The 13,203-nt window shown below is 66.4% G+C and carries 11 protein-coding genes; 6 read left to right on the top strand and 5 right to left on the bottom strand.

The window, feature by feature from the left end:
* Nucleotides 1-56 precede the first annotated feature (56 nt).
* Nucleotides 57-1,619, bottom strand: coding sequence for a putative bifunctional diguanylate cyclase/phosphodiesterase (locus EV665_RS01705; RefSeq protein WP_133032854.1), 1,563 nt, complete (start codon nucleotides 1,617-1,619; stop codon nucleotides 57-59).
* 231 nt (nucleotides 1,620-1,850) lie between these two features.
* Here EV665_RS01705 and EV665_RS01700 point away from each other — a divergent pair, with 231 nt between their 5' ends.
* The 4 genes from EV665_RS01700 (at nucleotide 1,851) to EV665_RS01685 (ending at nucleotide 5,931) form a co-directional block, all read left to right on the top strand.
* Nucleotides 1,851-2,519 carry an outer membrane protein gene (locus EV665_RS01700; protein ID WP_133032853.1) on the top strand — a complete coding sequence of 223 codons (669 nt, stop codon included), beginning with the start codon at nucleotides 1,851-1,853 and terminating at the stop codon, nucleotides 2,517-2,519.
* A gap of 192 nt (nucleotides 2,520-2,711) precedes the next feature.
* Complete coding sequence (locus EV665_RS01695; RefSeq protein ID WP_064330584.1) at nucleotides 2,712-3,491, top strand: glycoside hydrolase family 25 protein; 780 nt, start codon at nucleotides 2,712-2,714, stop codon at nucleotides 3,489-3,491.
* Between the two features lie 164 nt (nucleotides 3,492-3,655).
* On the top strand, nucleotides 3,656-4,852 hold the full coding sequence (locus tag EV665_RS01690) for a lytic murein transglycosylase (RefSeq protein ID WP_133032852.1): 1,197 nt from the start codon (nucleotides 3,656-3,658) through the stop codon (nucleotides 4,850-4,852).
* Between the two features lie 152 nt (nucleotides 4,853-5,004).
* A complete protein-coding gene (locus tag EV665_RS01685) occupies nucleotides 5,005-5,931 on the top strand; it encodes a DMT family transporter (protein ID WP_245507630.1) in 927 nt (308 codons plus the stop codon).
* A gap of 495 nt (nucleotides 5,932-6,426) precedes the next feature.
* Here the strand turns inward: EV665_RS01685 and metF are convergent, their stop codons facing one another.
* From metF to EV665_RS01665, 4 genes are all read right to left on the bottom strand, one after another.
* Complete coding sequence (metF, locus tag EV665_RS01680; protein ID WP_133032851.1) at nucleotides 6,427-7,329, bottom strand: methylenetetrahydrofolate reductase [NAD(P)H]; 903 nt, start codon at nucleotides 7,327-7,329, stop codon at nucleotides 6,427-6,429.
* A gap of 1 nt (nucleotide 7,330) precedes the next feature.
* Nucleotides 7,331-8,338 (bottom strand): ArsR/SmtB family transcription factor, encoded by a 1,008-nt coding sequence (locus EV665_RS01675; RefSeq protein WP_064330587.1) that lies wholly within the window; start codon nucleotides 8,336-8,338, stop codon nucleotides 7,331-7,333.
* Nucleotides 8,339-8,486: 148 nt separating this feature from the next.
* Nucleotides 8,487-10,136, bottom strand: a complete 1,650-nt coding sequence (gene ettA / locus EV665_RS01670) for an energy-dependent translational throttle protein EttA (protein WP_064332566.1) — start codon at nucleotides 10,134-10,136, stop codon at nucleotides 8,487-8,489.
* Nucleotides 10,137-10,341: 205 nt separating this feature from the next.
* Nucleotides 10,342-11,109: a ribonuclease T2 family protein gene (locus EV665_RS01665; RefSeq protein WP_133032850.1), complete on the bottom strand. Its 768-nt coding sequence runs from the start codon at nucleotides 11,107-11,109 to the stop codon at nucleotides 10,342-10,344.
* 188 nt (nucleotides 11,110-11,297) lie between these two features.
* Here EV665_RS01665 and EV665_RS01660 point away from each other — a divergent pair, with 188 nt between their 5' ends.
* Nucleotides 11,298-12,257: an alpha/beta fold hydrolase gene (locus tag EV665_RS01660; protein WP_133032849.1), complete on the top strand. Its 960-nt coding sequence runs from the start codon at nucleotides 11,298-11,300 to the stop codon at nucleotides 12,255-12,257.
* Nucleotides 12,254-13,201 (top strand): DMT family transporter, encoded by a 948-nt coding sequence (locus EV665_RS01655; protein WP_133032848.1) that lies wholly within the window; start codon nucleotides 12,254-12,256, stop codon nucleotides 13,199-13,201. The genes EV665_RS01660 and EV665_RS01655 overlap by 4 nt, the downstream gene beginning before the upstream one ends.
* Nucleotides 13,202-13,203 lie beyond the last annotated feature (2 nt).

Genomic DNA, 13,203 nt, shown 5'->3' with positions numbered 1-13,203 from the left:
CTCCTTCGAGCCCCGAGACAATCAGGATTTGCCTGTCATGAAAAGACCTTTCGCAGTCACGCCGAAAGCCTGTCGTCGGATTGGGAAAGGAAGCGCATCACGTCGGACGCCGCCACCGGCCCGGAGATCAGGTAGCCCTGTGCCTCGGAGGCGCCGCGCTGGCGGATGAAGTCAAGCTGCCCTTCGGATTCGATGCCCTCCACCGTCGTCGTCACCTGGAACGTCCGTCCGAGCTTCAGGATGATGTCGACGAGGTCGGCATCGCGCTTGCTCTCCATCATGGCCTGCGCGAAGGAACGGTCGATCTTCAACTGATCGATCGGGAAGGCGCGCAGGTTGTTGATCGAGGAAAAGCCGATGCCGAAATCGTCGAGCGCCACGCGCACGCCATGGCTGCGCAGCTCCGAAAGGCTCTCCCGGATGACCGTCTCGTCGACCGAGAAGACCGATTCCGTCACCTCGATCGTCAGGCGTCCCGGGGCAAGCCCGGTCTCCATGAGGCATTGCTTGACATAGCCGACGAAGGCGCGGTCCTTGAACTGGTCGCCGACGACATTGATGGCGACGCCCGCCGGCGCCGGCCAGGCTGCCGCCTCGCGGCAGGCCTCGCGCACCACCCAGTTGCCGAGCGGCAGGATGAGGCCGGTCTTCTCCGCCGCCGGAATGAAGACATCGGGCATGATCCGCCCTTTCTCGGGGTGCCGCCAGCGCAGCAGCGCCTCGAAGGCGCGCACCGTGCGGCTCTCCACGCCGACGATCGGCTGGTATTCGAGGAAGAATTCCTCGGCGCGGATCGCGCGCGCAAGATCGTTCTCGATGGCCGAGCGGGCCTGCACATCGGCCGCCAGCGCCGCATCGAAGAAGCGGAAGCCGCTGCCGGGCATCGCCTTCGCCTCGTAGAGCGCGAGATCGGCGCGCTTCAGCAGCTCGGACATCGACGTGTCGCCCGCATCCATGAAGGTCACGCCGATGCTGCAGCCGCTGGCGACCCGGTGGCGCTTCAGTTCGAACGGTTCGGCAAAGAGGTCGCAGATCGTGCGGCAGACATCCTCGATCTTGCCCGCGGACGGCCGCCCGGCGATCGTCACGACGAATTCGTCGCCGCCGAGCCGGTAGACGCCGGTCGTCGCGCACAGCGCGCGCCGCAGCCGCCCGGCAATGGCGGCCAGCAGCGCATCGCCCGCGTCGTGGCCGAGGCTGTCGTTGACGAACTTGAAGCGATCGAGATCGAGCAGCAGGAGTGCCGGCCGGTCCGCTTCCTCGCTCCTCTCGACGATCGCCTGGATGTCGCGCTCGAGGCAGAACCGGTTGGCAAGCCCCGTCAGCCGGTCGTGATAGGCATCGTGCGTCAGCCGCTGCTCCGTCTGCCGGCGCTGGCTGAGTTCGGCGATGAGCAGCGCCTTCGACCGGCCGATCTGGTAGAAGCCGACGCCGAAGAAGACCGGCATGAGCGCAAGCGCCGTGGCGGTCGGCGCGGAAAAGCCGAAAAGGCTTGCCTGCGCGCTGTCGCGCAGCAACTGGTCGGCGGCAAAGCAGATGGTTGGCAGGAAGGCTCCGAAAATCGACCCCGTCAGCGCATAGCGCTGCTCGATCCTCGGCAACAAGGTTTTCAACATCATGTAACCCTAAACCGTTGTTATCATGACAACAGGGTGCATCGGGCCGGCACCGGCCCCGCGGATGTTTCTAGCGGACAAAGAATGACAGAGTGTTAAGGGAGCGTTGGCATCCGCCCCCAAGATTCAAGGGGTTCCTTTTCTTCGGAACCATCGGGGCCCTCAGACGTTCGAAACCTGTTGTCATTCGTGCGTGGGGCTTCGTGCGAGTATTCGAGTGGGAAGGACCATCAGATGAAATCCATGATATTCGGTGCCGCCGGCATCCTCGTCACCGCCGGTGCGCTCCCGGCCTTCGCGGCCGACATGACCATTGCCGAACCGCCGATGGAAACGCCGATCGTCGAGACGGCCGCCGGCGTCTATGACTGGGGCGGCTTCTATGTCGGCGTGAACACCGGCTACGCCTGGACGAATGCCAGCTCCGGCGGCCCGGCGCCCGCCATAGACGAGGGCCTCGACGATTTTGCGCTCGGCGCCTATGCCGGCTACAACTTCTTCAACGACGGCTGGGTCTACGGCGTGGAAGCCGACGTCAAGCACGACTTCAACAATGAGCGCTTCTCCTCGGGCGGCACGCGCTACGAGGCGGAGACGAACTGGGGCGGCTCGGTGCGCGCCCGTCTCGGCTATGCCTTCGACCGCACCCTGATCTACGGCACGGGCGGCTGGGCCTTCACCCGCGCGGAGCTTGAGAACCGCGATGCCGGCGTGAAGGAGAAGGACACGGTCCACGGCTGGACGATCGGCGCGGGTGTCGAGCAGGCCTTCACCGACACGGTGGCGGGCCGCGTCGAATACCGCTACACCGACTACGGCAAGTCCGACATCTTCGATGCCGCCGGCCGGCGGGGCGACCTCGATTCGCACTCGATCATGCTCGGCGTGAGCATGAAGTTCTGACGCAAGCCGGATTCGGCCGCCAAACCCCCTCCCCGTGCTGAACGGTGAGGGGCTTTCGCGCGCGGCTTAACGGGCCGCTAACCATAATTTTACGGAAACATGCGAGTGGTGTTCGATCCGTCTCGCGCGTCCGCCCTTTACGACCCGCCCCGTTCGAGGCAGGATTAGGAAACGCGCAACAACGGGACCTCCATGCGTCGGCTCATTCTGGCTCTGCTGCCCCTCGCCCTTCTCGCCTCGTCCTGTTCCACCACCGACTACGACCTCGTGTCGACCGCCTCCGTGCCGCCCCGTTTCGACGACAAGGACCCGCAGGATTTCGGCGCGCGCACTCCGCACCGCCACGATATCCACGGCATCGACGTTTCCAAGTGGAACGGCGACATCGACTGGCAGGCCGTGAAGAAGAGCGGCGTCTCCTTCGCCTTCCTGAAGGCGACCGAGGGCACCGACCGCCTCGACAGCCGCTTTGCCGAATACTGGCGCGGCGCGCGCGCGGCCGGCGTGGCCCATGCGCCCTACCATTTCTACTATTTCTGCTCGACGGCGGACGCCCAGGCCGACTGGTTCATCGCCAATGTGCCGAAGGAGGCCGTGCAGCTGCCGCCGGTGCTGGACGCCGAATGGAACCCCGTCTCGCCGACCTGCAAGCTGCGCCCGCCTCCGGACGAGGTGCGCACGGTCCTGCAACGCTTCATGGACCGTATCGAAAAGCACTACGGCAAGCGGCCGATCATCTACACCACGGTCGATTTCCACCGCGACAACCTCGTCGGCCATTTCGAGGGCTACCCCTTCTGGCTGCGCTCGGTGGCGAACCATCCGGAGAACATCTATTCGGCGCGCAAGTGGGCGTTCTGGCAATATACGTCGACAGGCGTCGTGCCGGGCATATCGGGCAATACCGACATCAACGTCTTCGCCGGCTCCGCGAAGAACTGGAATAGCTGGGTCAAGACGGTTTCCCGCTGAACCCGGGCAGGTCACAGGCGGTCTTGCATCTCGAAGACGAAGGTCGCCCGAAAGGCACAATCGCGTGAAAAGGGTGGCTGCACGCCGCAGCCGCCTTTTTCTTCTTGCTTTCGTCACATTCACCTGAGACAGCCGGGCCAGCAACGGACCAAGGAGCATTCGAGATGCGGCTAAACCTGAAGACGAAACTTGGTGTGGGCCTCACGGCCCTTCTTCTCGCCGGCAACGCACATGCCCAGTCGACGGCAGCCTGCGGCGGCGACTTGAACGCCTTCCTCCAGGGCGTGAAGGCCGAGGCGCTGACGCGCGGCGTTTCCGCCGAGGTCGCCGACCGGGCGCTCGCCGGCGCCGCCATCGACCAGAAGGTGCTGTCGCGTGACCGCGCCCAGGGCGTCTTCCGCCAGACCTTCCTCGAATTCTCCAAGCGCACGGTCAGCCAGTCGCGCCTCGACATCGGCCGCAAGAAGCTGAAGGACCTCGCCCCGGTCTTCCAGCGCGCCGAGCAGGAATTCGGCGTGCCGGGCCCGATCATCGCCGCCTTCTGGGCGATGGAAACCGATTTCGGCGCCGTGCAGGGCGATTTCAACACCCGCAACGCGCTGGTCACGCTCGCGCACGATTGCCGCCGGCCCGAGCTCTTCCGCCCGCAGCTTCTCGCCGCCATCGAGATGGTCGGCCATGGCGACCTCGACCCGAACGGCACGACGGGCGCCTGGGCCGGCGAGATCGGCCAGGTGCAAATGCTGCCGAAGGACATCATCGAATTCGGCGTCGACGGCGACGGCGACAACCATATCAACGTCAAGCAGTCCTCGCCGGACGCCATCCTGACGGCCGCCAAGTTCATCCAGCATCTCGGCTTCGTGAAGGGCCAGCCCTGGATCCAGGAAGTCTCCGTGCCCGACGTGCTGCCCTTCGAGAAGACCGGCCTGCAACCGGGCATGACGGCGGCCGACTGGTTCGCCCTCGGCGTGACGCCGCGCAACGGCGACACCTCCTTCGGCAACCTGGAAGCCTCGCTGGTGCTGCCGCAGGGCCGCAAGGGCCCGGCCTTCATCACCTACCCGAACTTCAACATCTATCTCGAATGGAACCAGTCGTTCATCTACACGACGTCGGCGGCCTATTTCGCGACCCGCCTTGCCGGCGCCCCGCCCTATGAGCGCGGCGCGCCGGAGGAAGGCCTGTCCGAGGACAGCATGAAGCAGTTGCAGACCAAGTTGCAGGGCCTCGGCCACGATGTCGGCAAGATCGACGGCATCCTCGGCTCCGGCACGCGCGCCGCGATCCAGAAGGAGCAGCTCCGCCTCGGCCTGCCCGCCGACGGCTGGGCGACCCAGGCTCTCCTTTCCGCGCTCTGACGGAAATCGGGTGGCGGCGCGCCGCCACGATTATATAGGCACGAAGAGACCCAGAGCGGCAGCGCGGTCGAAACCCGGCTGCCGCTCTGTCTTTTTGCCTGGCCGCTTGTAGGGTAGACGAGCGGGCGGCGGGATGCCCGGGAGAACGCACAATGAAACAGCAGGCGGCAGCGCGCATGAGCGCACAGACCTGGGGCCTGCTCGCGCTCCTCGGCATGATCTGGGGCGGCTCCTTCTTCTTCGCCCGCGTCGCCGTCGCCCATGTGCCGCCGGCGACCCTCGTGCTGCTGCGCGTCGGCATCGCCGCGCTTGCGCTGCACATCTATATTGCCGGCCGGTTCGACATCTATGCGACGCTGCGGGCCCGCTGGCGCGAGTTCCTGCTGCTCGGCCTCATCAACAATGCCGTGCCGCACATGCTGATCTTCCTCGGCCAGACGCAGATCGGCGCGGGTCTCGCCTCCATCCTCAACGCGACGACGCCGATCTTCACCGTGCTCATCGCCAACCGGTTCACGCTGGACGAAAAGCTCTCCTCGGAAAAGATCGCCGGCTGCCTCATCGGCCTCGTCGGCACCGCGGTGCTGATCGGCCCGCGCGCGCTCGCCCCCTTCACCGGCAACAGCGGCCCGCCGCTCTGGGCCGTCGTCCTGCCGGTGCTCGCCGCCGTCTCCTACGGTTTTGCCGCGACCTACGGCAAGCGCTTCCGCGGCACCGCCGCGCCCGTCACCGCCGCCGGCCAGCTCACCGCATCGACGCTGCTGATGCTGCCCGTCTCCCTGGCGCTCGACACGCCCTGGCAGCTCCCCCTGCCCCCGCTGCCGGCCATCCTCGCCGTGCTGGCACTGGCGCTCGTCTCGACCGCCTATGGCTACATCCTGTTCTTCCGGATCATGGCGGCCGCCGGCGCCACCAACACCTCGCTCGTCACGTTGCTCGTGCCGCCGAGCGCCATCCTCGCCGGCATGCTCTTCCTCGGCGAAACCCTGACGCCGCTCGGCATGCTCGGCATGGTGCTCGTCCTCTTCGGCCTCGTCGTGCTCGACGGGCGTGTTTTCGCCCGTTTCCGCAGCGCCTGAGAAAGCCGGGAACAAAGCGCCTTCCCGGCCGTTTCATGGCAATCCGCCGGATTATCCGCCCGACTTTCGCCATACTGGTAAATGCACAATGTCGGCATTCGTCATCCGGTAGGGATTGTGAATTTTTTGTGGCATTCGCAATAGAGGAGTAAATTCAGCAGGTTAGCGCTGTGAATAAGTGCCCGTCGGCGGACCGATGTTGCGGCGCAGCAACAAAACACCTTTCCAACACGCTTTTTTCGGTCGTAATATCGCACCGTAAACGCAAGGAGGTAGCCATGGGACTCACACATTCCTTGAATGTTCTGATGATCAGTGCAGCGTTCCTCTTCATCGCAACGATGATCTTCATCTGAGGCGATCAAAGCGCAGTCCGGGAGGTCAGGGACAAAAGCAACAAACCCTGCCGAAACCTATTCAGGAAAAATGCATGGCCCCGGAAACGGCGCCATGCATTTTCGTTTCGGGCACAGATTTATCGGACGGTGCCGGCGGTCAGGCCGCCGCCCCTGCCGCGTGGCGGTCGTTGCGGGCAAAGCCGACGCGGTCGCAGACGGCCGAGACCAGCGTGGCGCGGTTCATCGTGTAGAAATGGAACTCGCCGATGCCGCGGGCGATGAGATCCTCCACCTGCCGGGCGGCGAGGTCGATCGCCACCGCCGCGCGCTCCTGCGGCCGGTCGTCGACGGGCGCCAGCCGGTCGGCGAGCCAGCCGGGCACGGAAGCCCCGCACAGGCCGGCGAACTTCTGCACCTGGGAAAGATTGTGCACCGGCAGGATGCCCGGCACGACCGGGATCGCGATGCCGGCCTTGCGCACGCGCTCCAGATAGCGCTCGAAATCGTCGTTCTCGAAGAAGAACTGGGTGAGCGCGCGCGTCGCGCCGGCATCCACCTTGCGCTTGAGCATGTCGATGTCGGCGGCGACGTCGGGGCTCTGCGGATGCTTTTCCGGATAGGCGGACACGGAGATCTCGAAATCGGCAAGGCTGCGCAGGCCGGCGGTCAGTTCCGCCGCATTCGCATAGCCGCCGGGATGCGGCCGGTAGGCCGTGCCGACGCCGCCCGGCGGATCGCCGCGCAGCGCCACGAAATGCCTGACGCCGACCGCCTGGAACTCGGCGACGACGGCATGCACCTCCTCCTTCGTCGCCCCGACGCAGGTGAGGTGCGAAGCGGCCGGAAGGCCCATTGCAAGGAGATGGCGGACGGTGGCGAGCGTCGGCGCCTTGGTGGAGCCGCCGGCGCCGTAGGTCACCGACATGAAACCCGGCTCATAGGCCGAAAGCGCGGCGGCCGTCTCCCACAACTGGCCTTCGGCTTCCGCCGATTTCGGCGGGAAGAATTCGAACGACAGGCGGATGTCCTTGCGGGCTGGGCTGGCGGTCGCCGGTTTCATGTCAACTCCTCCTGCGGATGGCAATGGTGTCGGCCGCCCGCGCACGCTGGTCACGGGCAAGCCAGATGGTGACGGTCAGCGCATCGGCGGCCGAATGCGCGGGCTTGAGGTCGACGATCTCCTCGACGGCGAGCCCCGCCTTTTCCAGCCACTCGGCAAGCGTCTGGTGCGAGAAGCCGAGGCGGATATGGGCGTGCTCGTCGCGCAGGTGTTCGAGCGCGTGCGGGGCAAGGTCGATGATGGCGAGGCGCCCGCCGGGGGCGAGCATGCGTGCGGCCTCCGCCACCGCCGCCTCCGGCTCGTCGAGGAAGTGCAGCACCTGGTGGATCGTCACGACATCGAACTCGTCGCGCTCCAGCGGCAGGTTGAAGATGTCGCCGTGCCGGATCGAGGCCTTGGTGATGCCGGCGCGGTCGAGATTGGCGCGCGCCACCGCCAGCATGTCGCGGCTGGCATCGACGCCGACGCCGCGCCTGTAGAGCCCTTCGAAGAGCTGCAGGATGCGCCCCGTGCCCGTGCCGAGATCGAGGAAGGCGTCCACCGGCTCGGTGCCGATCATCGCGGCAAGCTTCGCCTCCACCTCCGCCTCGCTGACATGCAGGCGGCGCACGGCGTCCCATTCGGCGGCGTTGCGGCTGAAATAGGCCTGCGCCTTGTCGGCGCGGATCTTCTTCAGCACCCGCAGCCGCTCGTCGTCGCGCGCGAAAACCGCATCCGCCGGATCGGCGGCCTCGAGGAGCTGGCGGGCGAGCGCCACGGCCGGGCCGCCCTGGCTCAGCCGGAAGAAGGCCCAGGCGCCCTCCTGGTAGCGATCGACCAGCGCGGCTTCGGCGAGCAGCTTCAGGTGGCGCGAGATGCGTGGCTGGGACTGGCCGAGGATGTCGGTCAGGTCGGTCACGGTCAGGTCGCCATGCGAAAGCAGCGCGAGGAGGCGAAGGCGCGTCGGCTCGCCCGCCGCCTTCAGGATCTCCACGATGTCGTCCAGTCCGAGTTTCTGCGTGTCGCCCATGGCCCATCCAATCAAGACATAAAGATATGTTTATGTGATTAACCCGCATCGCGCAAGGGCAAATCCGTGTCGTCGATCTTCCCACCGATACGCCCAAAGAAAAACCCCGGCGAACCGGGGTTTCTCAAAGCGCGGGAAGCAACGTCCGTCAGCGCGTCAGGCGCTTGTAGGTCACGCGCTTCGGGTTGACGGCATCCGCGCCGAGGCGGCGGATCTTGTCCTGCTCGTAATCCTCGAAGTTGCCTTCGAACCATTCGACATGGCTGTCGCCCTCGAAGGCGAGGATGTGGGTCGCCAGGCGGTCGAGGAACATGCGGTCGTGCGAGATGATGACGGCGCAGCCGGCGAAGTTCTCCAGCGCATCTTCGAGCGCGCCCAGCGTTTCGGTGTCGAGGTCGTTGGTCGGTTCGTCGAGCAGGATGACGTTGCCGCCGGCCTTCAGCATCTTGGCGAGGTGCACGCGGTTGCGCTGGCCGCCTGAGAGCGTGCCGACCTTCTGCTGCTGGTCGCCGCCCTTGAAGTTGAAGGCGCCGCAATAGGCGCGGCTGTTCATCTCGTGCTTGCCGAGCTTGATGATGTCGTTGCCGCCGGAAATCTCCTCCCAGACGGTCTTGTCGCCGGCGAGCGCATCGCGGCTCTGGTCGACATAACCGAGATCGACGGTCTCGCCGACGGTGATCGAGCCCGAATCCGGCTGTTCCTGGCCGGTGATCATGCGGAAGAGCGTCGTCTTGCCGGCGCCGTTCGGGCCGATGACGCCGACGATGCCGCCGGGCGGCAGCTTGAACGTCAGGTTCTCGATCAGCACGCGGTCGCCGTAGGACTTGGTGAGGTTCTCCGCCTCGATGACCACGTTGCCGAGGCGCTCGCCGACCGGGATGACGATCTGCGCGTCGCCGGGACGGCGATCGGCCGCGGCCTGCACCAGTTCGTCATAGGCGCGGATACGGGCCTTGGACTTGGCCTGGCGGGCCTTCGGCGAGGAGGCGATCCACTCCTGCTCGCGGGCGAGCGCCTTCTGCCGGGTCGCCTCTTCGCGGCCTTCCTGCTGCATGCGCTTGGCCTTGGCCTGCAGGTAGGCGGAATAGTTGCCCTCGTAGGGGATGCCGCGGCCGCGGTCGAGCTCGAGGATCCAGCCGGTGACATTGTCGAGGAAGTAGCGATCGTGCGTGATCATCAGCACGGAGCCCGGATATTCGCGCAGGTGCTTTTCGAGCCAGGCGATCGTCTCGGCGTCGAGATGGTTGGTCGGTTCGTCGAGCAGCAGCAGGTCCGGCTGCGAGAGCAGCAGCTTGCAGAGCGCGACGCGGCGCTTTTCACCGCCCGAGAGATTGTCGACCGAGGCATCGCCCGGCGGGCAGCGCAGCGCGTCCATCGCCATCTCGACCTGGCTTTCGAGGTCCCAGAGGTTCTGGCTGTCGATGATGTCCTGGAGCTTCGCGCCCTCTTCCGCCGTCTCGTCGGAATAGTTCATCATCAGTTCGTTGTAGCGGTCGAGGATCGCCTTTTTGGAGGCGACGCCCTCCATGACGTTTTCGAGCACGGTCTTGGAGGCATCGAGCTGCGGTTCCTGCGGCAGGTAGCCGAGGGTCGCGCCGTCGGCAAGCCAGGCCTCGCCCGTGAACTCCTTGTCGAGGCCGGCCATGATGCGCAGCACGGTCGACTTGCCGGCGCCGTTCGGGCCGAGGATGCCGATCTTGGCATCCGGATAGAACGACAGATGGATGTTCTCGAGGATCTTCTTGTTGCCATAGGCCTTGTTGAGCCCCGACATGTGGTAGATGAACTGACGTGCCATGAAAACGCGCTCCGGATCGGACAAATTTGCCCGCTATGTAGGCGAATTCTCCGCCCGCGGCAATCTGGGAAAGCCGCATCGTGCCCCGGGGCGGAAACGCCGCCCCGCATCGCCGCGATACCCCCCGCGGCAGCACGGCAGTCCAGATCGGCGCGGCACCCTGCCCGCATGCCGGGCGGGATGGCATCCCGCCCGTCCGCCGCCCCTACCCCGCCTGCCCCGCGCCCGTCGCCCCCTCGGTGCAGCGGGATTTCGTCGGCGAGGCGGCGGCGATGCGGTCCGCGAGCGTCGGCGCGTCGCCGGCAAGGCCGATGGTGAGGCCGGTCACGACAGGCCCGCCGTCCGTCTTGCGGCAGATGAGGCGCACCCGCTCGCCGGCCCCCGCCCCGAAGGCGGCGTCGAAGGCGGCGCGGACTTCGGCAAGGGTGATCGCCGCCCCCGCCTTCTGCGCGAAGAGCGCGCGCACCGGCGAGGCGTTGAGCGCATCCAGCAGGTCGAGCGAGCGGCTGTAATAGACCTCCGGCGAGGCGGCGACGCAGCTACCGCTGCGCAGCCATTGCTGGCGGTCGAGGCCGAGGCGCGCGGCGGGCATCGCAGCCATCAGGCGCACCTTCGTGCCGGAAGCGAGCACGATATCCGGCAGCTCCGTCCACTTGCCCTTGCGCGCCTGCTGCTTGAGCCCCGCCTCGACGCCGCAATAGCTCTTGCGCAACTGGAAGCGGCTGAGCAGTGAGAACTGCCGGGCGGCCGGCGCGTCCACGGAGAAATCCGCGCAGCCGCGGCTTTTCGGCCGGGCGGCGCAGTAGCCGGCCTGCCAGCCGAGGGAAAGGACCTCGCGCGCGCCGCCGCCCGCTGGCGCCGTCTGCGCGACGGCAGGACGGAAACCGGCAGCCAGCGCGAGACACGCGAGAAGCAACGGCAGGACGGCAAGGAAAAGGACGGCTTTGAAAGTCAGTGCGGCATTGGTCGTCATGACCGGCTCCCCAATGAGAACAAAACAAGATCATATACAACCAAAAATCCGGAAAATGCAACCGTGAATCGGAAAAATCGCGACATGCGGGAGAAAATCGAAAAATACACGCCGCATCCCATTGTCTTTCAACGGCAAATCGCGTTGACCTTGCCAGAACGGGAGGGCCGAAACGGGAGGATGGACCGGTGTTTTCGCAGGCTTCCACGCTGCAAAGCCCGAGCGGGGCGAGCCTTGCGCTGCGGCACGAGGCTGCCCGGGGCGTTCCCCGCGGCATCCTGCTGATCAGCCACGGCCTTGCCGAGCACAGCGCGCGATATGCGGCGTTCGCCGCGCGCCTGGCGGCGGAGGGGTTCCATGTCTATGCCCACGACCATCGCGGCCACGGCTTCACCAGCGCGCCGGATGCCCCGCGCGGCCAGTTCGCGCCGAAGGGCGGCATCGCCCGGGTGATCGCGGACATGCGCGCCGTGCGCGACCATGCGGCGGCACGGCATCCCGGCCTGCCGGTCGTGCTCTTCGGCCACTCGATGGGCGGGCTCATGGCGCTCGCCTTCGCCGAGGCACACCCCGGCGATATCGACGCGCTCGCCGTGTGGAACTCCAATCTCGCGCCGGGGCTTGCCGGGCGCGCGGCGCAGGCCGTGCTGGCGGCGGAGCGCATGCTGAAGGGATCGGACGTGCCGAGCGACGTGCTGCCGCGCCTGACTTTCGGGGCCTGGGGCCGCTCCATCGCGAACCGCCGCACGGATTTCGACTGGCTGTCGCACGACCCGGCCGAGGTGGACGCCTATATCGCCGATCCCCATTGCGGTTTCGACGTCAATGTCGCGATGTGGATCGACATCTTCGCCGTCACCTTCGCCAATGCCTCGGCGCAAGGGCTTGCGCGCCTGCCGAGGCGGCTGCCGATCCATCTCGTCGGCGGCGAGGAGGACCCGGCGACGGATTTCGGCCGCGCCGTGCACGTCCTTGCCGGGCGACTGAAAAAATCGCGGCTTGAGGACGTCACGACAACCGTCTATCGCGGCATGCGTCACGAAACGCTCAAGGAGAGCCGGCCGCTCCGCGATCCCGCCGTCGACGCCTTTGCCGGCTGGTGCCGGCGGGTGGCCGAAGCCTGGACCCGCGCCCCGGAACACGCATGACCACATCCGCCACCATCGCCCCGCTGCGCAACGAGGTCGGCCTCGGGCTCCTGCTCATGGTGCTCTCGGTGCTCATCTCGCCGATCATCGATATCTTCGCCAAGCTCGCGGTCACGTCGGTCCCCGCGACCGAGATCACCTTCGTGCGCCTGCTCTTCCAGATGACCGTGCTGGGGCCGATCTGTCTCCTGCGCGGCACGCTTTTGGACGTGACCGTCCGGAAGATGGGCCTGCATGCCGCCCGCGGCCTGCTGATGGCCATCACCATGATCACCTTCGTCACGCCGCTCGCCGTCATGGAAGTGGCCGATGCCATCGCCATCTTCTTCGTCGAGCCGATCATCCTGACCATCCTCGGCTCGATCTTCCTGAAAGAGACCATCGGCTGGCGGCGCTACACGGCCTGCGGCGTCGGTTTCCTCGGCTCGCTGCTGGTCATCCAGCCGAGCCTGCAGGAGGTCGGCCCCATCGCGCTGCTGCCGGTGGTGGCGGCCTTCTCGCTCGCGCTGTTCTTCCTCCTCACGCGGCTCGTCGCCCAGAAGGAGGATCCCTGGTCCATGCAGTTCTATGCGGGCCTGTGGGGCGCGCTGTTTTCCGGCCTGCTCCTTCTTGCCGGCGGCAGGCTCGGCATCGCCATGCTGACGCCCGTCGTGCCGGACATGGCGAACACGCTCTACATCGCCGGCGCCGCCGTCGCCGCCACCATTGCCGGCGTGCTCGGCGTCTATGCCTATCGCTCGGCGCCCGCCTCCACGCTCGCCCCGCTGCAATATCTGGAGATCGTCTCGGCGACGATCCTCGGCTGGTTCGTGTTCGGCCATCTGCCGGATGCCGTGAAATGGCTCGGCATCGCCATCATCATCGCCTCCGGCCTCTATGTCATCTGGCGCGAACGCAAGCTCAACAAGACGGCGACGATACCGCCCGTCTCCACGCCGATCTGACG

Source organism: Shinella granuli (genome assembly GCF_004341885.1).
Classification (GTDB): domain Bacteria; phylum Pseudomonadota; class Alphaproteobacteria; order Rhizobiales; family Rhizobiaceae; genus Shinella; species Shinella granuli.
Note: the sequence above shows the minus strand (reverse complement) of the source record. Positions and strands in the feature narration are given on the sequence as shown.

Bases quoted from the DNA above. Each gene is read 5' to 3' on its own strand.
- EV665_RS01705 (WP_133032854.1), bottom strand. From the start codon at position 1,619: ATGATGTTGAAAACCTTGTTGCCGAGGATCGAGCAGCGCTATGCGCTG.
- EV665_RS01700 (WP_133032853.1), top strand. From the start codon at position 1,851: ATGAAATCCATGATATTCGGTGCCGCCGGCATCCTCGTCACCGCCGGT.
- EV665_RS01695 (WP_064330584.1), top strand. From the start codon at position 2,712: ATGCGTCGGCTCATTCTGGCTCTGCTGCCCCTCGCCCTTCTCGCCTCG.
- EV665_RS01690 (WP_133032852.1), top strand. From the start codon at position 3,656: ATGCGGCTAAACCTGAAGACGAAACTTGGTGTGGGCCTCACGGCCCTT.
- EV665_RS01685 (WP_245507630.1), top strand. From the start codon at position 5,005: ATGAAACAGCAGGCGGCAGCGCGCATGAGCGCACAGACCTGGGGCCTG.
- metF (WP_133032851.1), bottom strand. From the start codon at position 7,329: ATGAAACCGGCGACCGCCAGCCCAGCCCGCAAGGACATCCGCCTGTCG.
- EV665_RS01675 (WP_064330587.1), bottom strand. From the start codon at position 8,338: ATGGGCGACACGCAGAAACTCGGACTGGACGACATCGTGGAGATCCTG.
- ettA (WP_064332566.1), bottom strand. From the start codon at position 10,136: ATGGCACGTCAGTTCATCTACCACATGTCGGGGCTCAACAAGGCCTAT.
- EV665_RS01665 (WP_133032850.1), bottom strand. From the start codon at position 11,109: ATGACGACCAATGCCGCACTGACTTTCAAAGCCGTCCTTTTCCTTGCC.
- EV665_RS01655 (WP_133032848.1), top strand. From the start codon at position 12,254: ATGACCACATCCGCCACCATCGCCCCGCTGCGCAACGAGGTCGGCCTC.